Here is a 22,459-nt window from a genome sequence, read left to right on the forward strand (position 1 = left end):
GTATTAAATAAAATCTTATCAATTCTAACAAGGTTTCACTTTGTATTCTTATCTTAGATAATAATTGAGAGTTTACGCTATTACCTTGTAATGGTCATTTACGATATAGGCATTGAGATTAGCCTAGGAAAAGCTGGTCTCTAAGTTCTATTGCAATAATTTTAGCCGTAGAACTATAAGAATAGTCTACAAATAGCAAAAGCAGCCTAATATAAGAGTGATGGCTACTTATAATTATTAATAACTACTTTATCACCTTGATAAACCGTGGAATTTGCTACTTAATGCTGAACTATTACTATTAAAACCATAAGGACTGTAAAGCTTTGCTAATTAAAATTAGTTATTCAATGCAAACCAATTAATACCTGAAGATAAAATCTATTAGGTATAACTTACTTAACGCTTTGGTAGTATCATTAATCGAATATCTGTATATGATATAAGCGTTTATAGCTATAATTAACTTAGAATCAAGCACTTTATATTTACCAAGAATAAGATATCATTGAAATTATTGATAACTATAAAATAAGGTTTCATTATGCAAACATTCTATATTCACCCAGAAGACCCACAGCAACGCCTCATTGAACAAGTAGCTGAGATGCTACGCAATGATAAGTTGATCATTTACCCTACTGATACTAGCTATGCTTTTGGCTGCCGTTTAGGGGCAAAAGATGCGCTAGAGAAGCTTAAGCAAATTCGTGAATTAGATGATAAGCATCAATTCACTTTGTTATGTCGTGATTTAAGTGAAATTGCTAACTATGCAGCAGTAGATAACACCCAATTCAAGCAGCTAAAAGCACATACACCAGCTCCCATTACTTTTATTTTAAATGCCACTAAAGATGTTCCCAAAAAACTGGCCCATACTAAGAAAAAAACCATTGGTATTCGGGTACCAAGTAATGCTATTGCTCAGGCAATATTAGCGGCAATGGATGAGCCTATCTTAACTAGCTCACTGATATTACCTACTCACGATGGTGTACTCGATGATCCCTATGACATCGAAGAGTTGCTAGGCAATCAGATAGACGGTCTAATCAATGTGGGTATAAAAACCACTAAATTGACTACTATTGTAGATATGACTAGTGGTGAAGTGGCAATCATTAGGCAAGGTGCCGCTGACGTCAGCGCATTAATGCTCTAACTATTTGCCAATTAAGGCATTGTGGTTAGCCTTAGAGGGAATTGCTAATAAAAACCATAAATTTTAGCCAAAAAAAAAGCTCCAATAAATTGGGGCTTTTTTTATAACAAAGATACTATTAATATTGCATTTAGCTTATAGAATTAGTCACGATCAACTAGCTCTACATAAGCCATAGGTGCATTGTCACCATCACGGAAACCGCATTTTACAATACGTAAATATCCGCCTGGACGCGTTTGATAACGAGGACCCAAGGTGCCAAATAGTTTGCCAACCATAGCTTTGCTACGCATACGGCTAAAAGCCAAACGACGGTTAGCAACGCTATCTTCTTTAGCCATAGTGATCAATGGCTCAGCAACACGGCGTAATTCTTTAGCTTTTGGCAATGTAGTTTTGATCAGTTCATGCTCAAATAATGAGTTTGTCATGTTCTGGAACATTGCTTTACGATGACTGCCGGTACGACCCAGCTTGACTCCACTCTTACGATGGCGCATAGTCAAAAATCCTTAAAGTTTAACGGCTACGATAAGAGAAGCGATCATCAACACGTAAGTCAGCGGGTGGCCAGTTATCTAGGCGCATACCGAGCTCTAAATCTTTAGACGCTAGTACGTCCTTGATTTCGGTTAATGATTTCTTACCAAGATTTGGGGTTTTTAGTAGTTCAGTCTCTGAACGCTGTACCAAATCACCGATATAGTAAATGTTTTCAGCTTTTAAGCAGTTGGCTGAGCGAACCGTTAGTTCAAGGTCATCCACAGGGCGTAATAGCACTGGGTCAACCTCTTCTTTTTCTTTCACAGGCTCAGGCGCTTCTTCAGCTTCTAGGTCAACAAAGATAGAAATCTGTTGTTGTAAAATAGTAGCAGCTTTACGAATTGCTTCTTCTGGATCGATAGTGCCGTTAGTTTCAAGTTCGACGATAAGACGATCAAGATCGGTACGCTGTTCTACACGTGCGTTCTCAACCTGATAAGCAACACGTAACACTGGGCTAAAGCTTGCATCAAGCTTCAAGCGGCCAATTGCTTTAGTGTCACCATCTTCACGGCGCTGATTTGCTGGCTCATATCCACGACCCATAACCACACGCAAACGCATCTTTAGATGACCGCGAGCGCTTAATGTTCCCAATACCAATTCTGGATTGATAATGTCCACATTATGCGGCAAAGCGATGTCTGCGGCAGTAATAATGCCTGGACCTTGTTTGTCTAAGGTCAAAAATACTTCATTTTGGTCATGAAGAGTGATTGCTAAGCCTTTTAAGTTCAAAAGCAAATCAAGCACATCTTCTTGCAAACCTTCGAGCGTAGAGTATTCATGGTCAACACCATCAATCTCAGCTTCGATGACTGCGGCACCAGGTAATGAAGATAACAAGATACGACGTAAGGCATTCCCTAAGGTATGCCCAAAGCCGCGTTCTAACGGTTCGAGCGTGACTTTCGCAATCGTTTCATTAACCGTATCCACGTTAATGGCATTTGGTGTTAGAAACTCAGTTGCATTTAGCATCATGATGTCACCTCGATTTATTTAACTGGTTTAATCAACTTCATTAAGTTGACGTTACCCACATAAGTGATAACGTCAATCATAATTTCAGTTACTTAGAGTATAGCTCAACGATCAAGCTTTCGTTGATTTCAGCTGGTAAATCAATGCGATCAGGTGCATGTTTAAATGTACCTTGAAGCTTGCTGTTATCAACATCTAGCCATTCTGGAATACCACGTTGTGAAGCTAATTCGATAGCATTCTGAATACGTAGTTGTTCGCGAGATTTCTCTTGGACAGCGATGACATCACCATCTTGCAGCTGAATTGATGGAATGTTCACACGAACAAACTCATCACGGCCGGCTTTTTTTACCATGATAGAACGATGGCTAACTAGCTGACGTGCTTCAGCGCGAGTTGAGCCAAAGCCCATGCGATAAACCACATTGTCTAAACGACTCTCAAGCATAGCTAGTAGGTTCTCACCAGTAGCACCACGTTTGCGAGCAGCTTCTTTATAATAGTTAGCAAACTGACGTTCTAATACACCGTAGATACGCTTAACTTTTTGTTTTTCGCGTAACTGTAGTGCATATTCCGAGGTCTTATTACGGCTAACGCCATGTTGACCTGGTGGACGACCAGCTTTTTTCGTTTTTACGTCGTAGGGCTTTACGCCAGACTTAAGACCTAGATCCGTGCCTTCACGACGTGATAATTTCAGTTTTGGTCCAATATAGCGGGCCATCTTTATGTCTCCTATAAGCTTTTGTTATAAAAAGCTTCGTCTTAAATATTAGACGCGGCGCTTTTTCGGCGCACGGCAACCATTGTGTGGGATTGGGGTTACATCAGAGATGCTATTAATTTTATAACCCAATGCACCTAGTGCTCTTACCGCAGACTCACGACCCGGTCCTGGTCCTTTGACCAAAACATCGACATTCTTAACACCATATTCTTGAGCCGCTTTACCAGCGACCTCAGCTGCAACCTGCGCTGCAAATGGTGTAGATTTACGTGAACCACGGAAGCCTTGTCCACCTGAAGTGGCCCAAGCCAATGCATTACCTTGACGATCGGTAATCGTAACAATGGTGTTATTAAAAGACGCATGGATGTGGGCTATGCCCTCCGATACCGAACGACGAGTCACCTTTTTGCGACTGCGAGTGTCTTTTGCCATCTTTTAGCTTCCTAAGTTAATTATCTTTTGATTGCTCTACGTGGACCCTTACGAGTACGCGCATTCGTTTTCGTACGTTGACCATTTACAGGCAAGTTACGACGATGACGAATGCCACGATAACAGCCTAAATCAACCAAACGCTTAATGTTCATTGACACTTCACGACGAAGATCACCTTCGGTCATGTAGTTTGCAATCTGTGCACGGATAGCATCTAACTGCGTATCATCTAACTGACTGATTTTAGTAGTAGTATCAATACCGACTGCCTCTAAGATTTTCTGAGCAGTGGTACGACCTACACCAAAGATGTAAGTTAGTGAAATAACAGCATGCTTATTATCCGGAATGTTAACACCGGCAATACGAGCCATTGCTTTCTCTCCATTGAAGAAAAACAAAATTTATTCATAATAAATAGTGTATTGTTTTTCAGATTTATTGCTGTTAGTACTCATGACCCTATTATCTTGACTATTAAAGTAACTCGCTTAGCGAAACTAATAATTGTTAATATAATAAAATATGAGTAAGAACTACGGCAAGTGGCGGATGATATCGCATCCGCCATTGTTTTTCAAGTATTAATTCAATTAATAGCTTAGGTAAAATACCTTATTCTATCCATTGACTAGCCTTGACGTTGCTTGTGGCGAGGTTCTGCTGTACATATAACGTGTACACGGCCTTTACGGCGTACAATCTTGCAGCTACCACAAATCTTTTTAACTGATGCTTGAACTTTCATTGCATGCTCCTTGAGATATCATCCTACTCATCCATCGTTAGATTACTAATAACAAAAGTTACTAATAACTATTAAGGCTGAGTTGGCGACTGAATTAACGTCTGATCATTATATTGATGGGTCATCAAATGCGCTTGAATTTGGGAGATGAAGTCCATTACCACAACCACCATAATTAGTAGCGACGTACCACCGAGTTGAAACGGCACACCAAATCCTGATTGAACTAGCATTGGCATTAAACAAATGGCCGTCATATACATCGCGCCAATAAAGGTCAACCGGTTTAATACATGATCAAGATAACGCTGAGTTTGTTGTCCGGGGCGAATGCCAGGGATATACGCACCACTACGTTTAAGGTTCTCAGCAACTTCGCGTGGACTAAAGACTAATGCCGTATAGAAGTAGCAAAAGAAAATAATCATCGCACCGAACAGAACTAAATAGAGCGGTTGTCCCGGAGACAATACCAAAGCCATATTTTGCAATATCTTCTGTACAAAGGTAGGATCAGTTGATTGACCAACCCACTGCCCTAAACTAGCTGGAAACAATAACAAAGAACTAGCAAAAATAGCTGGAATAACCCCTGCCATATTAATTTTCAACGGCAAATGTGACTGCTGTTGAGCATATATTTTGCGACCTTGCTGCTGCTTTTGCGCATAGTTTACAGGCACACGACGCTGGGCACGTTCAATATAGACGATACCCGCAGTAACCGCGACACCTAGTACCACAAAGATAAAGAGTACAATCAGGTTCATTTGACCCTGATTGACTTGTTCGATAGATTGCGAAATCATGCCTGGCGTACCAGCCACAATGCTAGCAAAGATTAGCATTGAGATGCCATTACCTACGCCACGCTCTGTAATCTGCTCACCAAGCCACATTAAGAACATCGCCCCTGCAACTAACGAAGTTACTGCAGGAATATAGAAGGTAAGGCCGCTGGATAAAGTCAGGTTCTGACTAATCAGACCAGCACACATTCCTAATGACTGTACTAAAGCCAATGCAAGTGTCCCTTGACGGGTGTACTTGTTAAGCTTGCGTCTACCCGCTTCACCCTCTTTTTTGATGGCTTCAAGCGAAGGTAGTACAGCTGACATCATCTGTACAATGATAGATGCTGAAATATATGGCATGATACCAAGCGCCATAATTGACATTCTTTCCAGCGCACCACCTGAAAACATGTTAAACATGCTCAAGATAGTGTTTTCATTGCGTGAGAACAAATCGGCTAAATTCACCGGATTAATGCCAGGTACAGGAATATGTGACCCTAAACGATAAACAATCAATGCGCCGATCAAAAACAACATGCGTGACCAAAGCTCATCATACTTACGTATAAAAGCAAAAGGATTTAGCGGAATGCCAGACGATGACACTGATTGTTTTGACACGTTACTACTCCTCGATGCTACCACCAGCAGCTTCGATTGCTTGCTTGGCGCCTTTAGTCACTTTTACACCTTGGAAGGTATAAGCTTTAGTGACATCACCAGACAAGATAATACGTGCACGCTTCATATCATGACGAATAATGTTAGCCGTTTTAAGAGTAGCAACGTTAACGATATCGCCTTCAACTTTATTCAATTCAGACAGACGAACTTCAGCAGTTGTCATTGCCATTTTACTGGTAAAACCGAATTTAGGTAGACGACGGAATAATGGCATTTGGCCACCTTCAAATCCTCTACGGATACCAGAACCTGAGCGTGACTTCTGACCTTTTACACCACGGCCACCAGTTTTGCCTAAGCCTGAACCGATACCACGACCACGACGTTGGGCAGTTTTCTTGGCGCCAACACCTGGTGATAATTCATTTAATCTAAGACCCATTACGCTTCCTCCACTTTTACCATGTAGTTAACGCGATTGACCATACCACGGGTTGAAGGAGTATCTTCTACTTCAACAGTATGATTAATGCGGCGTAAACCCAATCCTTTCAAGCTAGCTTTGTGGCTCTTGAGGCGATGGGCACCTGATTTTACTTGAGTGACTTTCATTGTTTTCATCGTAACTCACCTAGTCTAAGTTAGCCCAAAATTTCGTCTACAGATTTACCACGTTTTGCTGCCATCTTTTCTGGAGTTGACATATCACGTAAACCGTTAAATGTAGCGCGAACTACGTTAGCAGTATTGGTAGAACCATAACATTTAGTCAAAACATCTTTGACGCCAGCAACTTCTAATACAGCACGCATTGCGCCACCAGCGATAACGCCAGTACCTTCAGATGCAGGTTGCATATAGACTTTACTTGCACCATGACGTGCTTTGATCGGATGATGCAAAGTTGCATCATTAAGCTCAACAGTAATCATATTACGTTTGGCAGCTTCTAGAGCTTTTTGAATAGCAGCTGGTACTTCACGGGCTTTACCGCGACCGAAACCAACGCGACCATTACCATCGCCTACTACGGTTAACGCAGTAAAAGAGAAGATACGACCACCTTTAACTACTTTCGCAACGCGATCAACGGTAACTAAGCGTTCTACTAAACCGTCAGTCTGCTCATTCTTATCATTTTTATCATTTCTAGCCATGATTAAAACTCCAATCCGTTTGCGCGAGCGGCTTCAGCTAAAGCTTTAACTCGACCATGATATTTAAAACCACTACGGTCAAACGCAACTTTAGTGATACCAGCTGCTTTTGCGCGTTCTGCGATCATTTGGCCTACAGACGTAGCTGCATCAACGTTACCAGTTGCGCCTGAGCGTAAACTGCCGTCTAATGTAGATGCCTGTGCAATCACTTCACCACCGTTAGGAGAGATAATTTGGGCATAGATATGCTTTGGCGTGCGATTAACCGTTAGGCGATTAACACCTAAAAAACGGATATGCGCGCGGGTTTTCTTAGCTCGACGCAGACGAGCTGCTTTTTTATCAAACATTTCAACTCACCTTATTTTTTCTTGGCTTCTTTGCGAATCACATGCTCGTCACTATAACGAATACCTTTACCTTTATAAGGCTCTGGTGGGCGGAAACCGCGGATATTAGCCGCTGCTTGACCAAGCTGCTGTTTATTGTTCGATTTCAAAACAATTTCAGTTTGCGTTGGGGTTTCAGCTGACACGCTTTCAGGCAATGTATATTCTACTGGATGTGAATAACCGACGTTTAAGGTTATTTTATCGCCATTAGCTTGAGCACGATAACCAACACCGATCAACTGTAGGCGTTTTTCAAAGCCTTCAGTTACACCTTTAACATGGTTGTTAAGGATAGCGCGGATGGTGCCAGTGTGCATCATGGCTTCTTTTGAATCGACTGTAGGTGAGAGAATGATAGCATCATCTTCCTGTTTCAGCTCGACCAATTCGTGCAGGCGTAAAGACAAAGTACCGTTCTTGCCTTTCACTTCGACCTGCCGATCGTTCAAAGTAACACTTACGCCATTAGGCAGTATTACTGGGGCTTTAGCCACACGAGACATAGGAATATTCCTTAAAAAATTAATATCTTCTGTTAGCAAACTATTAGCAAAATAAATAGCGAAAAAACTAACAGGCTAAAAAGCGTGCTAGTTTAGCATAATCGATTCTATTATACACCCATCAATTTAATAGAATTATTATTCTATAATTTATCTGAGGTCTGATAGCTATAATTAATATAGATATCAGGTTTATGAGATATTGTTTAAATAAACCATAAACCTAATAAAATACAAATAGACTTTGTCGTGGTGCAGCTTACGCTACAAATGCAACAACTTCACCACCGATACCTGCAGCGCGTGCAGCACGATCACTCATGATGCCTTTACTAGTAGATACGATAGCAACACCCATACCTTGCTTAACAGTAGGGATAGCGTCTTTACCGCGATGCTGGCGTAAACCAGGACGGCTAAAACGTTGGATAGTTTCGATGACAGCTTTGCCTTCGAAGTATTTTAGTTCAATAGTTAGCGTTGCTTTGTTGTTGTCTTCAGCTTTTACAACAGCACTGGCTACATAACCTTCGTTAACCAATAGGTCAGCGATTGATTTACGTAGCTTTGAGCTTGGCATAGCTACAGAAACTTTATTGGCCATTTGTGCGTTACGAATACGGGTTAGCATATCCCCAACAGTATCTTGCATACTCATGTAATTACTCCTTACCAGCTTGCTTTACGAACACCAGGTACATCACCTTGCATGACACGTTCACGCAGCATATTGCGTGATAAGCCAAACTTGCGGAAGTAACCATGAGGACGACCTGTGATAGCACAACGATTGCGCAGACGTACTGGCGATGAGTTGCGTGGTAAAGCTTGAAGCTCTAACATCGCGTCCATACGCTCTTCGTCACTTGCATTCATATCACCGATAGTTTCTTTTAGCTTGATACGCTTTTCAGCATACTTTGCAACCATTTTTTCGCGCTTTAATTCGCGGTTAATCATGCTCTTCTTTGCCATAACGTCTTTACCTTATTTAAATGGGAAGCCGAATGCTTTAAGCAGCGCACGACCTTCATCATCAGTAGTAGCTGACGTAGTGATTGTAATATCCATACCGCGGATACGATCAATCTTGTCAAAATCTACTTCTGGGAATACGATTTGCTCTTTGATACCCAGTGAATAGTTACCACGTCCATCAAAGGCTTTAGGTGAAAAACCACGAAAGTCACGAACACGAGGAATTGCAACGGCAATGAGACGATCTAAAAATTCGTACATTTGCTCACCGCGTAGCGTTACTTTACAACCAATTGGCCATTCTTCACGAATCTTGAAGCCAGCGATTGATTTACGCGCTTTGGTGACTACAGGTTTTTGACCAGCAATTACAGTCATATCAGCAACAGCACCTTCAAGCAATTTCTTGTCTTGAGACGCGCCACCTACACCCATGTTTAATGTGATTTTGGTGATTTTAGGCACCTGCATCACGTTTTCTAAAGCAAGTTCTTCTTTGATCTTTTGCTTTAGTTCATTATTATATAAAACTTTTAATCTTGCCATTACCATTACACCCTTAGTGTCTTACGCAGTCGCCACAACTTCACCATTTGAACGGTAAACACGGTTTTTAACGCCGTCTTCGCCAGTTTGGTAAGAAATACGGTCTGCTTTTTGGGTTTGCGCATTTAAGATTGCGACATTTGAAATATGTAGAAAAGCTTCTTGCTTAAGAATGCCGCCTTCAACGCCAGTTGCCTGATTTGGCTTCTGATGTTTAGTGACAATGTTAATGCCTTCAACTTTAATACGATCGTTTTTAACAGCTTGAACAGTACCTTGCTTGCCTTTGTCTTTACCAGCAATCACAACGACTGTATCGCCTTTTCGTAATTTAGCCATGGGTTACCTCACAATACTTCTGGTGCTAGGGATACAATTTTCATAAACTGATCACCACGTAGTTCACGAGTTACCGGTCCAAAAATACGAGTTGCAATCGGTGCTTTGTTTTGGTTCAACAATACCGCAGCATTGTCGTCAAAACGAATGACCGAACCATCTGGGCGACGAACGCCTTTTTTGGTACGTACAACTACCGCATTCATCACGTCGCCTTTTTTAACACGACCGCGAGGAATGGCTTCTTTAACCGTTACTTTGATGATATCGCCGACTGATGCATAACGACGATGAGAACCACCCAGTACTTTAATGCACTGAACTCGTCTTGCACCGCTATTGTCTGCAACTTCCAGCATTGACTCAACCTGAATCATAGCGTTACTCCACACGTATGAGCAATAAAAACCAGTTGCTGCCGCTAGCACAGTATGAGTTGACGGCATTTTAATATAAATAACCGCACCTTACTCTCAATGCTAGTGATACACGCTAGGCGCAATCAGCATCCTTAAAAAGGCGGCTATTTTAACAGCTTCTGGCTTTTAATGCAATTTACTTAGATTTTTTCTACTGTTTCAATCACTTCTACTAAAGTCCATGCTTTAGTTTTTGAGATTGGACGCGTTTCTTTAATACGTACAAGGTCGCCTTGCTGGCAAACGTTGTTTTCATCATGAGCTTTAATTTTAGTCGAACGACGAAGTTGCTTGCCATACAAAGGATGACGCACAAGACGCTCAATCAAAACAGTGATGGACTTGTCCATCTTGTCGCTCACAACTCGTCCGGTCAATAAGCTAGCATTGGTAGCTGGTTGATTGTTATCGCTCATGAGTCGCCTCGTTGTTTCTGGTTAATCAAAGTCTGAAGCTGAGCAATCGTGCGACGATTGCCACGAACTTCATGGGTATTCCCCAACTGACCTGTTGCTTTAGCCATACGAATACGGAAAGCATCAAGTTGCTTTTCATCAAGTAACTGAGTCAGTTCTTCTAATGATTTATCACGTAATTCACTGATCTTCATTACATTATCGTCCGCTTAACAATGGTAGTTTTAAAGGGCAGTTTTGCTGCGGCAAGCGTTAAAGCTTCGCGAGCAAGTTCTTCTGAAACCCCTTCGATTTCATATAGCACTTTACCAGGTTTGACTTCGCATACCCAATATTCTACAGGACCTTTACCTTTACCCATACGTACTTCTAATGGCTTTTTGGTAATAGGTTTGTCAGGGAATACACGAATCCAAATTTTACCACCACGTTTAATCTTACGAGTAATGGTACGACGTGCTGCTTCAATTTGACGGGCAGTCATACGACCGCGAGTCAAAGATTTTAGACCAATTTGTCCGAATGCAACGGTGCTTCCACGATGAGCAAGCCCAGTGTTACGACCTTTATGCATTTTACGAAACTTGGTACGTTTTGGCTGTAACATAGTTTAACCTCTGTCTGAGTTTCGACGGTTTCCACCACGACCACGGCGTTTTGGCGCGCGAGTCTGCTCTTCTTTAACGGGATTATAAACACTGTTCATACCGTCAAGGATTTCGCCACGGAAAATCCAAACTTTTACACCGATAGTGCCGTAAGTAGTTTCTGCACGTACTGACGCATAGTCAATATCAGCGCGAAGAGTATGTAAAGGTACACGACCTTCACGATACCATTCAGTACGAGCAATCTCAGCACCGCCTAGACGGCCAGACAACTCAACTTTGATACCTTTAGCACCAGAACGCATGCTATTCTGTACCGCACGCTTCATAGCACGACGGAACATAACACGACGCTCAAGCTGACTTGCAATACCTTCAGCTACTAAACGGGCATCTAGATCAGGTGAGGTGATTTCTTCAATATTGACCTGAGCTGGTACGCCCATAATTTTGGTCAATTCTTTCTGAAGTCTCTCAATATCTTCGCCTTTTTTACCGATAACAATACCAGGGCGCGCAGTGGCGATGGTAATCTTAGCAGCACCAGTAGGACGCTCGATCATGATGTTGCTGATCATAGCGTTATCTAGTTTTTTGCGTAGATAATCACGAACTTGAATGTCGTTAATTAGGTATTCTGAGTATTGTTTAGGGCTAGCATACCAGTTTGCGTTATGCTTTTTTACAACACCAAGACGGATTCCGATTGGATGTACTTTTTGTCCCATAACTTATTCCCCTACCTTTATAGTGATGTGACAGGTACGCTTGCTGATACGATCAGCGCGACCTTTCGCACGTGGTAGGATACGTTTTAGCGTAATGCCTTCATCGACGTAGATAGTAGATACCTTAAGGGTATCAATATCTAATCCGTCATTGTGTTCAGCATTGGCGATGGCTGAGTTAAGACATTTCTTAACAAACACAGCGCCTTTTTTATTGCTATACGTTAGGATATCCAAAGCACGTTCAATAGATTTGCCACGAACTTCATCAGCAACGAGTCTAACTTTTTGTGCCGAGATGGCGGCACCGCGTAATTTTGCAGTTACTTCCATGGTAAGCACCTTATTTCTTAGCTTTTCTGTCAATGCCATGACCACGATACGTACGAGTCGGAGCAAATTCACCTAGTTTATGACCAACCATCTGTTCGCTTATAATAACGGGTACATGAGTACGACCGTTGTGAACAGATAAAGTTAGGCCAACCATTTGTGGCAGAATCATCGAGCGGCGCGACCAAGTTTTGATCGGTTTGCGTGAGTTGGCTGCAATAGCAGTTTCAACCTTGGCAAACAAATGCGCATCAATGAATGGACCTTTTTTCAATGAACGAGGCATGAAATTCTTCCTTTATTTCTTCTTGGCGCGACGGATGATCATTTTATCAGTACGCTTATTGTGACGCGTCTTAAGTCCTTTAGACTTCTGACCCCAAGGGCTAGTAGGATGGCGACCTTTGTTACGACCTTCACCACCACCATGTGGGTGATCAACCGGGTTCATTGCGACACCACGAACTGAAGGACGAATACCGCGCCAACGTGAAGCACCGGCTTTACCAAGTGATTTCAAGTTGTTTTCAGTATTAGATACTTCACCGATAACTGCACGACAATTGATATGCACACGACGAGTCTCGCCTGAACGCATACGTAGAATTGCGTAGATACCGTCACGACCTAGTAGCTGAACGCTTGCACCCGCTGAACGAGCCATCTGTGCGCCTTTACCGATTTTAAGTTCGATATTATGGATCACAGTACCCAAAGGGATGTTTTTAAGCGGTAAACAGTTACCTGGACGAATTGGAGAGGCTTCACCTGACAATACTGTATCACCAACTGCTTGTTTTTTAGCGGCGATGATATAGCGACGCTCACCATCAGCATACTTCAATAACGCAATATGGGCAGTACGGTTAGGATCATATTCAATGCGCTCTACAGTCGCTGGAATATTATCTTTAGTACGCTTAAAGTCAATTATACGATAATGTTGCTTATGACCACCACCAATATGACGAGACGTTATGCGACCATTATTGTTACGACCACCTGACTTACTTTTTGATTCGAGAAGCGCTGCATATGGACGACCTTTGTAAAGGTGTGGATGCACCACTTTTTCAACAAAACGACGGCCTGGTGATGTTGGCTTTGCTTTTACGATAGGCATGAGTGTTATCCTTATTCGTTGTTCGCTGTTTCACTAGCAGGGGCAGCAGTAATAGCTACGTCCTCACCAGCATCAGCCATTTGTACATCTTGACCAGCTTTTAAGGTAACGTAGGCTTTTTTGTAGTCATTACGACGGCCGATGCTCTTACCAAAACGCTTTGTCTTACCTTTAACATTCAAAGTGTTTACTTTAGTAACTTCAACACCTTCAAACATCAGCTCAACTGCTTTCTTGACTTCAAGCTTAGTCGCTTTAGAATCAATTTTGAATACTTGTACACCAAGTGAGTCGCCAAGCATTTGAGATTTTTCTGAGAAGACAGGTCCTCTTAAGACCTCATAAAGTCTTGCGTTGTTCATGCTAATGCTTCCTCAAATTGTTTCGCAGCTTCAACTGACATGATTACTTTATCAAAAGCAATCAAGCTCACTGGATCCACTTCACTTGTACCTAGTACATTGACGTGTGGAATGTTGCGGGCAGCTAAGTACAAGTTTTCATCGACTTCTTTAGTGATGATCAATGCACGTGGTGCATTCAATTCACTTAATTTAGCGATTAAGTCTTTGGTCTTAGGTGCAGACATAGTGATGTCTTCAACTAGAATCAAACGATCTTGGCGTATTAACTCGGCTAAGATGCACTGCATAGCACCGCGATACATTTTGCGGTTAACTTTTTGTGACCAATCTTGTGGTTTGGCCGCAAATGCACGTCCGCCCCCACGCCAGATCGGGCTACGAATAGAACCGGCGCGAGCGCGACCAGTACCTTTTTGACGCCATGGCTTAATACCACCGCCAGAAACTTCGGCACGGGTCTTTTGTGCGCGTGTACCTTGGCGAGCACCGGCTAAATAAGCGGTGACGACTTGATGCACTAGTGCTTCGTTGAATTCACGACCGAAAGCCGTATCAGAAAGCTCAACCGCCGCACCTGTAACTGTTTTTAAATCCACGTTAATCCCCTTGCTTAGGCTTTGACTGACGGACGTACGATAACATCGCCACCGGTGGCACCTGGGATAGCACCCTTGATGACAAGTAACCCTTTTTCGGCATCAACCGAAATCACTTCTAGGCCTTGAACAGTAACACGCTTGTTACCCATCTGACCCGCCATCTTTTTGCCTTTGAATACTTTACCTGGTGACTGGTTTTGACCAGTTGAACCATGTGCACGATGAGATACTGAGTTACCATGAGTAGCATCTTGCATGCTAAAGTTATGACGCTTTACAGGACCTTGAAAGCCTTTACCTTTACTATTTCCTGTAACGTCAACCATCTGACCTTCTTCGAACAAGTCAGCTAGAATTTCGCCACCAATAACGCGTCCTTCAAGATCGCTTTCATTAGCACGGAATTCCCAAACACCACGACCGGCTTTTACGCCAGCTTTTGCGAAGTGACCTTTTTGAGCAGCAGTTACGCGGCTGTCACGACGAGTTCCAGTAGTGATTTGAATGGCTTGATAACCATCTGTATCAGTGTTTTTTACTTGAGTAATGCGGTTTGCATCGACCTCAATCACAGTTACAGGGATAGACGCACCTGCTTCAGTGAAGACACGGGTCATGCCGCATTTTTTACCGACTAAACCGATCGCCATTTTGAACCTCTTTATATCTTCTATTAATGGATTGGGCAATTAATGTGCATTAACCCAAAGCAATTTGAACGTCAACACCGGCGGCTAAATCTAACTTCATTAGCGCGTCCACAGTTTTGTCAGTAGGCTGAACAATGTCAACCATACGCTTATGAGTACGGATTTCGTACTGATCACGAGCGTCTTTGTTAACGTGTGGCGAGGTTAAAACGTCGAAGCGCTCAATACGAGTCGGCAACGGTACAGGACCACAAACTTGCGCACCGGTGCGCTTTGCTGTATCAACGATCTCTTGTGCTGATTGATCAATCAAACGATGATCAAAAGACTTAAGACGGATACGGATTCTCTGGTTAGCCATGCCAGCAAGCTCCTAATATATGTTTTCGTCATTCTTGCAACGCAAGGTGATGACCAAAAGCCGTTTAAATAAATATTTACTCTAAGTCGTTGGTGATTCTTAGTAGAACTACTAACAAGCTAAAAGTAAAATAGTTTAAAGCCCCGCCGACTCTCCTATTAATTGGAAAGTAGCAAAGGCATATGAAATAGTGCTAGAAACGATGCTCTAGCTGTCATAGCGCCAGCGTTTTACTTGGCTGCGCTCTTATAATTCAGTGGTATATATTATACAGAGTATTTAACTCAATGCAAGGGTAATGTTTAATACAATAGTGAGTAATAATCAGCAGTATTAATTTTTAGTACAGTTTTCTACTGCTGATTAAAGCATAAATAGTCTACTTTTATCAGTCTAAAACAATATCATATTGCTCTTGAGTGTATAAATTTTCTACTTCAAAAGTAATGACTCGCCCTAGTAAATACTCTAGATCGGCAACAGTGTCTGCCTCTGAAGTCAATAGTAAGTCAATAACTGCAGCATGAGCAACAACAGTAAACTTCTTAGGCGAGTTATAAGTACGAGCACAACGCATAATCTCGCGAAATATCTCAAAGCATACGGTTTCGGCAGTTTTCACAAAGCCACGACCCTGACAAGTGATACAAGGCTCGCATAGCAACTGACCAAGCGATTCACGAGTACGTTTACGAGTCATCTCTACTAAACCCAACTCACTGACTTGAGTAATGTTAGTTTTGGCATAGTCTTGGGTAAGCTGTTCTCTTAAACTAGTAAGCACATCATCTTTATGCTCTTGTTCGAGCATATCAATAAAGTCTAAAATGATAATACCGCCTAAGTTGCGTAGGCGTAGCTGACTAGCAATAGCATGAGTAGCCTCCAGATTGGTTTTATAAACGGTATCTTCTAATGAGCGACCACCTACATAAGAGCCTGTATTAACATCGATAGTGGTCATAGCTTCAGTCTGATCAATAATCAAATAGCCACCAGACTTGAGATCTACCCGACGCTTTAGCGCATCACGCAAATCTTCTTCAACTCGGTGTACATCGAATAGCGCAGGCTCAGCAGTATAATGCACAATATGCGACTCAATAAAAGGCACAAACTCTTTAGCAAAACGACAGACTTGCTCATAAATCTGGGCATTATCAACAATAACTTTTTCAGTGCCAGCATGTACTAAATCACGGATAGACCTTAGCGGTAGCGACAGCTCCTGATAGATCAACTCTGAACTTTGATGCTGTTTCATTTCTTGTTTACGGGCGCAAATAGTACGCCAAAGTTGCAGCAAGTAATAAATATCTTCTTCTAGCTTGTCTACTGGTACCCGTTCAGCTGCCGTACGAGCGATTAGACCCCCTTGTAGATTAACCGTTTGCATCAAGCTACCTAGTTCAGTCTTTAGCCGAGTGCGCTCTTCTTCATTATCGATGCGTTGCGAGATACCTATATGATCACTCGATGGTAGATATACCAAATAACGTGATGGCAGTGAAACATTAGTGGTCAACCGTGCGCCTTTGCTGCCTAATTGATCTTTAGTCACTTGTACTAACACGCGCTGGCCTTCGTGCAAGCGGTGTTGAATAAGGCTTTTACTAGCCACTGTAGCAGTATCATTATCTTTTGAGCTGACTACTGGCAGGGTAACCGCTGATATATCAGGGATCTGATTACTATTAGACTGATCACTACTGGCTGTGTCACTAAGGCTTTTATCACTATCTGATTGATCATCAGCCAAATCTTTATTAGTTTTGTCCAAAACCTTGTTGGTAGTAGGCAGTACGCGCGGCTCTCGTTGCATATCGTTGACATGTAAAAAGGCGGTACGTGATTGGCCAATTTCGACAAAAGCGGCTTGCATGCCTGGCAGTACTCGTACTACTGTCCCTAAATAAATATTACCTACTAAGCCAAGCTTATGATGACGCTCGATATAAATTTCACTAAGCACCCCATTATCTAAGACAGCTACTCGCGATTCTACTGGACTGACGTTAATTAGTAGCTCTTCCGACATAATATTTTCTCTTATCGCTAGTGGGGCTTATTAAGGGGTATCCTATAATCTATAGGTAGGTGTAATTCATAGCTAATATAGTGCATAAATAGGCAGTGCTGATAGTGGATCAAAGCGCTGTGATAACAAAAGCATAAAGTATAGGCAGTGCCTTAGCTAAGTTTGCTACCTAATGTGGTTAAATATCGAGGAGCAATTTTAACATCAGTCTTATACGGTATAGTTTTTTATTAGTAAATAAACTTCTCGTATCTAGTGTAACAAATGCGCCCTGCCCCTGCCTATCGTTGCCGTATCATTATGTGTCTTAGCAGCTTCGCAGCACAAGCAACTCTCGAACTAGATGATAGGCTAGAGAACTAGCCATCAGATCAGCTATAGCCAATAATATCAGTATTGACTACTTGCTTCTTCGATCAGCGCTAAAGTCTGCGCCAACGGCAATCCTACAACATTAGTATAGCTACCGTTGATAGCCGTCACCCAAGCGGCTGCTAAGCCTTGAATACCATAAGCACCCGCCTTGTCAGCTGGTTCGCCACTGTCCCAATAATCAGCCATCATCGCTGGCGTTAAAGGTACAAAACTAACCTGCGTACGCTCAATAATTTGGCGCTGCCACAACACTTGTAATGACAGCCCACTCTCAGCGTTATTTTGATCTCCTGAATTTGTCGATAAACTAGGTAGTAAGGATATTTTTGTTGCTTGTACAGCGGTCCACACTTGATGAGTATTGGCAGACATCTGCTGCCACATCTGATAAGCGTGCGCACGATCTATCGGCTTTACTAATACCGTTTTGCCATCGGGCAACACCCCAATAGTATCAGCAGTAAGCATAGTAAAGGGTTCGGATATACTAGCAAACAGACTGTTATTAGCTCGGTAATCAACATTTAATTGCTCAACAGCAGCCGTTGCTTTACTGGCTACCATGCGTTGGATGTAGTCTGCTGGTGATTCATTAGCTAAAGTACTTTCATCGATATCTACACTAGTAATGTGCAAGTCGAGTTTGGCATTTGCCAATAGCTCACGACGACGTGGTGAGCCAGAAGCCAATAAAATATGCATTATTTATCTCTTATTTGGTATTTTTGAATAATTAGGAAGTGTTGAGCCTTCACAAATAGCCACTACTGAGAGGCGCTAGTGAATCAAAACGGTGCTGTAGACAAGACACAAATCAAAGATGATGCAAATGGCTGTTTATTAGCATCAGTACTTATTAATGTAGCCAGCGATAGTAGTCAACCCTTAGTTAATAACCTCAATTGCTAATTTTAGAATCAGCTACAACCAGTAGAACTGTTTTTTATCGCTACTGTGCTGAGACTATAGGCTTAAAACAGAAGCTAGATATTTTTATCTATGCCATTATTTTACAATTAGCATTGAACAAACACACTTTATAATGACGATGCTTGAAAGCTTATGATCTGGGTACTTATCGCGCGAATCTACGTAGGGCTAGTAGCACTAGAGGCCAACTGATAATGCTCATCAAGATAGATAACCCTGACTGCACAACAAACACATCTTGAGTAATAAGCTGCAATATCCAAAGACTTAACTGAAAGGCTATCAAGGCTAAAGTAGCAATCAACCAAGCGCTCACGGTATTGAGCTGTTTGACATAGATACTACTAATTTTGACTACTAAAGCTAATACTACCCCAGCGAAAGCTTGTTGTCCTAAGCGCGTATCTAATAATAAATCGGCAATAAGACCTATAGTAAAAGCGGTAAAGACCCCCACGTAACGTGGTTGGAATAGCAGCCAAAAAATGAGTACCATCATCATTACCATTGGCCGTATACTAGCCATAGCATGACTCAGTGGATAGACGTTCAGTGATGAAGACAGCACAAAGCTCAAGCCAATGACTAATAGCAAAAGACCGGTTGCGTGCTCAGATTCTGGATATAGCATGACTGCCTACCTTAATGATGGATTGGTAGTCGCTACTAAGGTTTGGACGGGCCGATTACTTAATGACTGATTAGATTGATGATTAGAGGATTGCTGATCGGGAGCTTGGCTTAAATTAGCGGTAATATTACTATCAATGGATTCAGTGAGCGCTGAAAATTCGGGCAGCTCAGTATCAGTGGCGATAATTTTATCTTGTAAGATCAGCACATACGCATTATCAATAAAGTTGGCTGCTGGAGTGACTTGAATACTTCTAAAGTTATCTGCTGCCGTATCTTTGATAAGCTCTATACGCCCTACACTATAGCCTGCCGGAATACGGCCTCCTAAGCCTGAAGAGATAAGCTCATCACCAACACGTACATCTGAAGTCTTAAATATATAGTTTAGACCCAATGACGAAGGTATGCCCTTGCCAGTCACTATGCCACGCTGACCCGTACGCTTGACCGTAACAGCTACCGATTGCTGCTCATCGGTAATCAATAGAAGCCGGCTAGTATTAGGATAGACATTGATAACCTGGCCCAAAATCCCCTCTTCATCGATAACTGTCTGACCAACTTGCACCCCATCTTGTTGCCCTTTATTAAGCACTACAATCTGTTTTAGTAGATTAGTATCAGTGCCAATCACTTGCGCTAGATTAAGATCAAACTGTTCCGGCTTAGTAGTCGATAGGATACCTTGTAAGCGTGCGTTTTGTGCCAATATATAGTCTTGCTGTTGCAGCTTAGCTTTGGCATGAATCAGTTGTGATTTTAATTGTACATTTTCGCGGCGTAGTGATTCCTTTGACTGACTAATGCCTCTTGCCCAATGACCAGCATAACTGGGCAGTAACGACATCTCGTAGATAGGCTGCATAGCGACATGACTCATATTACGGACTGGTTTAAACCATTCTGGATTTTTGCTATCAAACCACATAAGTATTAGCGCCGCTATTAATACAATAGCAGCTATACGTAAAGACAGGGGCTGGCGAGCAAAAATACTTGGAGTCATAAGGGTTCTAATTTAATCCGTAACTGGCGCTAAATATTAAACAACGTTAAATGAGGCTATTTAGCACAGTGTTACTATCACAAAAGGCAGCCTTTACGACTGCCTTGATCATTGGCTACTCTAACCTTATCGATAGTAACGAGAGTAATTTAAGCTTTCAATGCTAAACTTGCAGTTATGTATTTTAAGTAACAGGTTTTAAGCGAAAGACTTTAACTGTTTATACAAAAATCATATTAAGACTTTTGTTATTAATGAAGTCTAGGGCAATACCGCCACCACGACTAACACAAGTTAAAGGATCTTCAGCGACAGAAACTGGTAGTCCAGTCTCTCTAGAGATTAGTTTATCCAAATCACGCAGTAAGGCACCGCCACCTGTAAGTACTATGCCACGCTCAGCAATATCTGATGACAGCTCTGGTGGTGTTTGCTCAAGCGCTGCTTTTACGGCGCTAACAATACCACTTAATGGATCGCTTAGCGCTTTTTGCACTTCTTCTGAATTGACAGTAAAAGTCTTAGGAACACCTTCTGCCATGCTACGACCACGGACTTCTACTTCTAACTGCTCGCTCTCATTAAGGGCAGAGCCTACTTCTTGTTTGATACGTTCAGCCGTTGTCTCACCAATAACACAGCCGTGAGTGCGACGTACATGAGTGATGATAGCTTCATCAAAGATATCACCACCAATACGAATAGACTCAGCATAAACACAACCAGACAAAGCGATGACTGCAATCTCAGTAGTACCGCCACCGATATCGACAATCATAGAGCCACTAGCCTCATGTACCGGCAAGCCTGCTCCTATTGCAGCAGCCATTGGTTCTTCTAGTAGCAGAACTCTACTAGCCCCTGCTGAAGAAACGGCTTCGCGAATAGCCTTACGTTCAACTAAAGTTGACTTGCAAGGTACGCAAACCACTACGTTGGGCTGTGCCATAAAGCGTTTGGCTTTTACTTTAGCTATAAAGTGCTTTAGCATCTTTTGGGTAACTTCAAAGTCAGCGATAACACCGTCTTTTAATGGCCGAATAGCAGTGATATTAGAAGGAGTACGGCCAAGCATCTGCTTAGCATCAATTCCTACCGCTGCTACCGTTGGGTTTTGTGTGCGATTACTACGTAGGGCTACTACCGTAGGTTCATCGAGCACCACACCTTTATTAGGAATAAAGATTAGGGTGTTCGCAGTACCAAGATCGATAGCGATATTATTTGATAAAAATCCAAACAGGTTCATGACTAGTTTATCCAGCGCTTTACAAATAAGGCAAATGAGGCGAATGAGATGGCTAAGACGTACTTATTGTCAACAAATAGGTTAATGGTAGCCGCCTATGGTAGCGAAAGCTTACCCACACAACAAGTCGAACCTAAACAACAAAAGTTAAATTGAAATAAATTATACCGATTTAGCTTGGAAAAAACACAGCTATTATGCATTAGTAAGATAATGAGTTTGGTCTAACATGCTAGAATTTGTTTCCGACAGGACAATGACATAAAACATTGTTAATGCTATTGAGCACTAAGGCTGCAATTTTTTACAGTAATGTTTACGTTTTACTGTTCATTCACTGTATCGCATTTAGAGCATAAATATCTGAGCTATTATTAATAACTAGATAATCTATAGCTAGTATCGTCAGTCAACTATCATTATCAAATAATCAAAGCGGCTGCTCTGTAAAATCAAGCTAGATGCTTTATAATAGTTCGTTTGTAATAGACTATTGCTAAAAACTATAACTATAACTAAATATAGTCTGTGTTGCTAGAATAAACAATTGTCACTAGGACAGAGCGTACCATTTTAGGTCTATAAGGAAAAAACTGACTAGTAAAACAGTTTTTTCCCTAAAACTCACCAATTAGTGGCCAAAGTACACGTTCATCCCTAAATCTAAATT

At 41.9% G+C, this 22,459-nt stretch carries 33 protein-coding genes and 1 pseudogene; 1 reads left to right on the forward strand and 33 read right to left on the reverse strand.

Annotation, left to right across the window (positions count from 1 at the left end; all coding sequences use genetic code 11):
- Nucleotides 1-544: 544 nt before the first annotated feature.
- Complete coding sequence (locus KPY62_RS05545; protein ID WP_201623025.1) at nucleotides 545-1,165, forward strand: L-threonylcarbamoyladenylate synthase; 621 nt, start codon at nucleotides 545-547, stop codon at nucleotides 1,163-1,165.
- Nucleotides 1,166-1,308: 143 nt separating this feature from the next.
- On the opposite strand, the gene rplQ is transcribed toward KPY62_RS05545, so the two are convergent.
- The 33 genes and pseudogenes from rplQ to KPY62_RS05710 all read right to left on the reverse strand — a co-directional run bounded on the left by rplQ (nucleotide 1,309) and on the right by KPY62_RS05710 (nucleotide 21,789).
- Entirely contained in the window at nucleotides 1,309-1,668 is a 360-nt protein-coding gene (rplQ, locus tag KPY62_RS05550; RefSeq protein ID WP_201623024.1) for a 50S ribosomal protein L17, read from the reverse strand.
- A gap of 19 nt (nucleotides 1,669-1,687) precedes the next feature.
- Entirely contained in the window at nucleotides 1,688-2,695 is a 1,008-nt protein-coding gene (locus tag KPY62_RS05555) for a DNA-directed RNA polymerase subunit alpha (RefSeq protein WP_216581161.1), read from the reverse strand.
- A gap of 88 nt (nucleotides 2,696-2,783) precedes the next feature.
- Nucleotides 2,784-3,425, reverse strand: coding sequence for a 30S ribosomal protein S4 (gene rpsD / locus KPY62_RS05560; RefSeq protein ID WP_201623022.1), 642 nt, complete (start codon nucleotides 3,423-3,425; stop codon nucleotides 2,784-2,786).
- Between the two features lie 48 nt (nucleotides 3,426-3,473).
- The gene (gene rpsK / locus KPY62_RS05565; RefSeq protein WP_201623021.1) at nucleotides 3,474-3,863 is read right to left on the reverse strand and encodes a 30S ribosomal protein S11; all 390 of its coding nucleotides are present in this window, start codon (nucleotides 3,861-3,863) and stop codon (nucleotides 3,474-3,476) included.
- Between the two features lie 20 nt (nucleotides 3,864-3,883).
- Nucleotides 3,884-4,240, reverse strand: a complete 357-nt coding sequence (rpsM, locus tag KPY62_RS05570) for a 30S ribosomal protein S13 (RefSeq protein WP_201623020.1) — start codon at nucleotides 4,238-4,240, stop codon at nucleotides 3,884-3,886.
- A gap of 257 nt (nucleotides 4,241-4,497) precedes the next feature.
- On the reverse strand, nucleotides 4,498-4,614 hold the full coding sequence (gene rpmJ, locus KPY62_RS05575) for a 50S ribosomal protein L36 (protein ID WP_025644371.1): 117 nt from the start codon (nucleotides 4,612-4,614) through the stop codon (nucleotides 4,498-4,500).
- A gap of 71 nt (nucleotides 4,615-4,685) precedes the next feature.
- Entirely contained in the window at nucleotides 4,686-5,948 is a 1,263-nt protein-coding gene (secY, locus tag KPY62_RS05580; protein ID WP_228730737.1) for a preprotein translocase subunit SecY, read from the reverse strand.
- A gap of 88 nt (nucleotides 5,949-6,036) precedes the next feature.
- Nucleotides 6,037-6,477, reverse strand: coding sequence for a 50S ribosomal protein L15 (gene rplO, locus KPY62_RS05585; protein ID WP_201623018.1), 441 nt, complete (start codon nucleotides 6,475-6,477; stop codon nucleotides 6,037-6,039).
- Entirely contained in the window at nucleotides 6,477-6,656 is a 180-nt protein-coding gene (rpmD, locus tag KPY62_RS05590) for a 50S ribosomal protein L30 (protein ID WP_201623017.1), read from the reverse strand. Before rpmD ends, rplO begins: the two co-directional genes overlap by 1 nt.
- Nucleotides 6,657-6,676: 20 nt before the next feature.
- Nucleotides 6,677-7,192 carry a 30S ribosomal protein S5 gene (gene rpsE, locus KPY62_RS05595; protein WP_057758716.1) on the reverse strand — a complete coding sequence of 172 codons (516 nt, stop codon included), beginning with the start codon at nucleotides 7,190-7,192 and terminating at the stop codon, nucleotides 6,677-6,679.
- A 2-nt stretch (nucleotides 7,193-7,194) separates the two neighbouring features.
- A complete protein-coding gene (rplR, locus tag KPY62_RS05600) occupies nucleotides 7,195-7,545 on the reverse strand; it encodes a 50S ribosomal protein L18 (RefSeq protein WP_201623016.1) in 351 nt (116 codons plus the stop codon).
- A gap of 11 nt (nucleotides 7,546-7,556) precedes the next feature.
- Nucleotides 7,557-8,090, reverse strand: coding sequence for a 50S ribosomal protein L6 (gene rplF, locus KPY62_RS05605; RefSeq protein ID WP_201623015.1), 534 nt, complete (start codon nucleotides 8,088-8,090; stop codon nucleotides 7,557-7,559).
- A gap of 259 nt (nucleotides 8,091-8,349) precedes the next feature.
- Nucleotides 8,350-8,748: a 30S ribosomal protein S8 gene (gene rpsH, locus KPY62_RS05610; RefSeq protein ID WP_201623014.1), complete on the reverse strand. Its 399-nt coding sequence runs from the start codon at nucleotides 8,746-8,748 to the stop codon at nucleotides 8,350-8,352.
- 11 nt (nucleotides 8,749-8,759) lie between these two features.
- Entirely contained in the window at nucleotides 8,760-9,065 is a 306-nt protein-coding gene (gene rpsN / locus KPY62_RS05615; protein ID WP_201623013.1) for a 30S ribosomal protein S14, read from the reverse strand.
- 12 nt (nucleotides 9,066-9,077) lie between these two features.
- Nucleotides 9,078-9,614, reverse strand: coding sequence for a 50S ribosomal protein L5 (gene rplE, locus KPY62_RS05620; RefSeq protein ID WP_201623012.1), 537 nt, complete (start codon nucleotides 9,612-9,614; stop codon nucleotides 9,078-9,080).
- Between the two features lie 21 nt (nucleotides 9,615-9,635).
- Nucleotides 9,636-9,953: a 50S ribosomal protein L24 gene (rplX, locus tag KPY62_RS05625; RefSeq protein WP_201623011.1), complete on the reverse strand. Its 318-nt coding sequence runs from the start codon at nucleotides 9,951-9,953 to the stop codon at nucleotides 9,636-9,638.
- A gap of 8 nt (nucleotides 9,954-9,961) precedes the next feature.
- A complete protein-coding gene (gene rplN, locus KPY62_RS05630) occupies nucleotides 9,962-10,330 on the reverse strand; it encodes a 50S ribosomal protein L14 (protein WP_201572055.1) in 369 nt (122 codons plus the stop codon).
- A 182-nt stretch (nucleotides 10,331-10,512) separates the two neighbouring features.
- The gene (gene rpsQ, locus KPY62_RS05635) at nucleotides 10,513-10,788 is read right to left on the reverse strand and encodes a 30S ribosomal protein S17 (protein ID WP_201623010.1); all 276 of its coding nucleotides are present in this window, start codon (nucleotides 10,786-10,788) and stop codon (nucleotides 10,513-10,515) included.
- Nucleotides 10,785-10,982 carry a 50S ribosomal protein L29 gene (gene rpmC / locus KPY62_RS05640; RefSeq protein ID WP_216581163.1) on the reverse strand — a complete coding sequence of 66 codons (198 nt, stop codon included), beginning with the start codon at nucleotides 10,980-10,982 and terminating at the stop codon, nucleotides 10,785-10,787. The genes rpsQ and rpmC overlap by 4 nt, the downstream gene beginning before the upstream one ends.
- A complete protein-coding gene (gene rplP, locus KPY62_RS05645; RefSeq protein WP_201623008.1) occupies nucleotides 10,982-11,395 on the reverse strand; it encodes a 50S ribosomal protein L16 in 414 nt (137 codons plus the stop codon). The genes rpmC and rplP overlap by 1 nt, the downstream gene beginning before the upstream one ends.
- 3 nt (nucleotides 11,396-11,398) lie before the next feature.
- Nucleotides 11,399-12,124, reverse strand: coding sequence for a 30S ribosomal protein S3 (gene rpsC / locus KPY62_RS05650; RefSeq protein WP_201623007.1), 726 nt, complete (start codon nucleotides 12,122-12,124; stop codon nucleotides 11,399-11,401).
- Between the two features lie 3 nt (nucleotides 12,125-12,127).
- Nucleotides 12,128-12,457, reverse strand: a complete 330-nt coding sequence (rplV, locus tag KPY62_RS05655) for a 50S ribosomal protein L22 (protein ID WP_192523466.1) — start codon at nucleotides 12,455-12,457, stop codon at nucleotides 12,128-12,130.
- A gap of 10 nt (nucleotides 12,458-12,467) precedes the next feature.
- A complete protein-coding gene (gene rpsS / locus KPY62_RS05660; protein WP_201623006.1) occupies nucleotides 12,468-12,743 on the reverse strand; it encodes a 30S ribosomal protein S19 in 276 nt (91 codons plus the stop codon).
- Between the two features lie 12 nt (nucleotides 12,744-12,755).
- Entirely contained in the window at nucleotides 12,756-13,580 is an 825-nt protein-coding gene (gene rplB, locus KPY62_RS05665) for a 50S ribosomal protein L2 (protein WP_201623005.1), read from the reverse strand.
- A gap of 11 nt (nucleotides 13,581-13,591) precedes the next feature.
- Nucleotides 13,592-13,942 (reverse strand): 50S ribosomal protein L23, encoded by a 351-nt coding sequence (rplW, locus tag KPY62_RS05670; RefSeq protein WP_201623004.1) that lies wholly within the window; start codon nucleotides 13,940-13,942, stop codon nucleotides 13,592-13,594.
- Nucleotides 13,939-14,541 (reverse strand): 50S ribosomal protein L4, encoded by a 603-nt coding sequence (gene rplD / locus KPY62_RS05675; protein WP_147224127.1) that lies wholly within the window; start codon nucleotides 14,539-14,541, stop codon nucleotides 13,939-13,941. The genes rplW and rplD overlap by 4 nt, the downstream gene beginning before the upstream one ends.
- 14 nt (nucleotides 14,542-14,555) lie before the next feature.
- Entirely contained in the window at nucleotides 14,556-15,194 is a 639-nt protein-coding gene (gene rplC / locus KPY62_RS05680; protein WP_216581164.1) for a 50S ribosomal protein L3, read from the reverse strand.
- Between the two features lie 49 nt (nucleotides 15,195-15,243).
- Nucleotides 15,244-15,555 carry a 30S ribosomal protein S10 gene (gene rpsJ, locus KPY62_RS05685; protein ID WP_025644420.1) on the reverse strand — a complete coding sequence of 104 codons (312 nt, stop codon included), beginning with the start codon at nucleotides 15,553-15,555 and terminating at the stop codon, nucleotides 15,244-15,246.
- 388 nt (nucleotides 15,556-15,943) lie between these two features.
- On the reverse strand, nucleotides 15,944-17,593 hold the full coding sequence (locus KPY62_RS05690) for an Rne/Rng family ribonuclease (protein ID WP_216581165.1): 1,650 nt from the start codon (nucleotides 17,591-17,593) through the stop codon (nucleotides 15,944-15,946).
- 390 nt (nucleotides 17,594-17,983) lie between these two features.
- Nucleotides 17,984-18,670 carry a Maf family protein gene (locus KPY62_RS05695; RefSeq protein ID WP_216581166.1) on the reverse strand — a complete coding sequence of 229 codons (687 nt, stop codon included), beginning with the start codon at nucleotides 18,668-18,670 and terminating at the stop codon, nucleotides 17,984-17,986.
- A 373-nt stretch (nucleotides 18,671-19,043) separates the two neighbouring features.
- The gene (gene mreD / locus KPY62_RS05700) at nucleotides 19,044-19,529 is read right to left on the reverse strand and encodes a rod shape-determining protein MreD (protein WP_216581167.1); all 486 of its coding nucleotides are present in this window, start codon (nucleotides 19,527-19,529) and stop codon (nucleotides 19,044-19,046) included.
- Between the two features lie 186 nt (nucleotides 19,530-19,715).
- Nucleotides 19,716-20,540 (reverse strand): annotated as a pseudogene (mreC, locus tag KPY62_RS05705) (rod shape-determining protein MreC); the annotation flags it as partial.
- A 220-nt stretch (nucleotides 20,541-20,760) separates the two neighbouring features.
- On the reverse strand, nucleotides 20,761-21,789 hold the full coding sequence (locus KPY62_RS05710) for a rod shape-determining protein (protein ID WP_216581169.1): 1,029 nt from the start codon (nucleotides 21,787-21,789) through the stop codon (nucleotides 20,761-20,763).
- Between the last annotated feature and the right edge of the window lie 670 nt (nucleotides 21,790-22,459).

Origin of the sequence: Psychrobacter sp. TAE2020 (assembly GCF_018919485.1) — a bacterium.
Lineage (GTDB): Bacteria > Pseudomonadota > Gammaproteobacteria > Pseudomonadales > Moraxellaceae > Psychrobacter.

Excerpts from the sequence above, each read along its gene's own strand:
- KPY62_RS05545 (WP_201623025.1), top strand. The coding sequence starts at position 545 with ATGCAAACATTCTATATTCACCCAGAAGACCCACAGCAACGCCTCATT.
- rplQ (WP_201623024.1), bottom strand. The coding sequence starts at position 1,668 with ATGCGCCATCGTAAGAGTGGAGTCAAGCTGGGTCGTACCGGCAGTCAT.
- KPY62_RS05555 (WP_216581161.1), bottom strand. The coding sequence starts at position 2,695 with ATGATGCTAAATGCAACTGAGTTTCTAACACCAAATGCCATTAACGTG.
- rpsD (WP_201623022.1), bottom strand. The coding sequence starts at position 3,425 with ATGGCCCGCTATATTGGACCAAAACTGAAATTATCACGTCGTGAAGGC.
- rpsK (WP_201623021.1), bottom strand. The coding sequence starts at position 3,863 with ATGGCAAAAGACACTCGCAGTCGCAAAAAGGTGACTCGTCGTTCGGTA.
- rpsM (WP_201623020.1), bottom strand. The coding sequence starts at position 4,240 with ATGGCTCGTATTGCCGGTGTTAACATTCCGGATAATAAGCATGCTGTT.
- rpmJ (WP_025644371.1), bottom strand. The coding sequence starts at position 4,614 with ATGAAAGTTCAAGCATCAGTTAAAAAGATTTGTGGTAGCTGCAAGATT.
- secY (WP_228730737.1), bottom strand. The coding sequence starts at position 5,948 with ATGTTGTTTTTGATCGGCGCATTGATTGTTTATCGTTTAGGGTCACAT.
- rplO (WP_201623018.1), bottom strand. The coding sequence starts at position 6,477 with ATGGGTCTTAGATTAAATGAATTATCACCAGGTGTTGGCGCCAAGAAA.
- rpmD (WP_201623017.1), bottom strand. The coding sequence starts at position 6,656 with ATGAAAACAATGAAAGTCACTCAAGTAAAATCAGGTGCCCATCGCCTC.
- rpsE (WP_057758716.1), bottom strand. The coding sequence starts at position 7,192 with ATGGCTAGAAATGATAAAAATGATAAGAATGAGCAGACTGACGGTTTA.
- rplR (WP_201623016.1), bottom strand. The coding sequence starts at position 7,545 with ATGTTTGATAAAAAAGCAGCTCGTCTGCGTCGAGCTAAGAAAACCCGC.
- rplF (WP_201623015.1), bottom strand. The coding sequence starts at position 8,090 with ATGTCTCGTGTGGCTAAAGCCCCAGTAATACTGCCTAATGGCGTAAGT.
- rpsH (WP_201623014.1), bottom strand. The coding sequence starts at position 8,748 with ATGAGTATGCAAGATACTGTTGGGGATATGCTAACCCGTATTCGTAAC.
- rpsN (WP_201623013.1), bottom strand. The coding sequence starts at position 9,065 with ATGGCAAAGAAGAGCATGATTAACCGCGAATTAAAGCGCGAAAAAATG.
- rplE (WP_201623012.1), bottom strand. The coding sequence starts at position 9,614 with ATGGCAAGATTAAAAGTTTTATATAATAATGAACTAAAGCAAAAGATC.
- rplX (WP_201623011.1), bottom strand. The coding sequence starts at position 9,953 with ATGGCTAAATTACGAAAAGGCGATACAGTCGTTGTGATTGCTGGTAAA.
- rplN (WP_201572055.1), bottom strand. The coding sequence starts at position 10,330 with ATGATTCAGGTTGAGTCAATGCTGGAAGTTGCAGACAATAGCGGTGCA.
- rpsQ (WP_201623010.1), bottom strand. The coding sequence starts at position 10,788 with ATGAGCGATAACAATCAACCAGCTACCAATGCTAGCTTATTGACCGGA.
- rpmC (WP_216581163.1), bottom strand. The coding sequence starts at position 10,982 with ATGAAGATCAGTGAATTACGTGATAAATCATTAGAAGAACTGACTCAG.
- rplP (WP_201623008.1), bottom strand. The coding sequence starts at position 11,395 with ATGTTACAGCCAAAACGTACCAAGTTTCGTAAAATGCATAAAGGTCGT.
- rpsC (WP_201623007.1), bottom strand. The coding sequence starts at position 12,124 with ATGGGACAAAAAGTACATCCAATCGGAATCCGTCTTGGTGTTGTAAAA.
- rplV (WP_192523466.1), bottom strand. The coding sequence starts at position 12,457 with ATGGAAGTAACTGCAAAATTACGCGGTGCCGCCATCTCGGCACAAAAA.
- rpsS (WP_201623006.1), bottom strand. The coding sequence starts at position 12,743 with ATGCCTCGTTCATTGAAAAAAGGTCCATTCATTGATGCGCATTTGTTT.
- rplB (WP_201623005.1), bottom strand. The coding sequence starts at position 13,580 with ATGCCTATCGTAAAAGCAAAGCCAACATCACCAGGCCGTCGTTTTGTT.
- rplW (WP_201623004.1), bottom strand. The coding sequence starts at position 13,942 with ATGAACAACGCAAGACTTTATGAGGTCTTAAGAGGACCTGTCTTCTCA.
- rplC (WP_216581164.1), bottom strand. The coding sequence starts at position 15,194 with ATGGCGATCGGTTTAGTCGGTAAAAAATGCGGCATGACCCGTGTCTTC.
- rpsJ (WP_025644420.1), bottom strand. The coding sequence starts at position 15,555 with ATGGCTAACCAGAGAATCCGTATCCGTCTTAAGTCTTTTGATCATCGT.
- KPY62_RS05690 (WP_216581165.1), bottom strand. The coding sequence starts at position 17,593 with ATGTCGGAAGAGCTACTAATTAACGTCAGTCCAGTAGAATCGCGAGTA.
- KPY62_RS05695 (WP_216581166.1), bottom strand. The coding sequence starts at position 18,670 with ATGCATATTTTATTGGCTTCTGGCTCACCACGTCGTCGTGAGCTATTG.
- mreD (WP_216581167.1), bottom strand. The coding sequence starts at position 19,529 with ATGCTATATCCAGAATCTGAGCACGCAACCGGTCTTTTGCTATTAGTC.
- KPY62_RS05710 (WP_216581169.1), bottom strand. The coding sequence starts at position 21,789 with ATGAACCTGTTTGGATTTTTATCAAATAATATCGCTATCGATCTTGGT.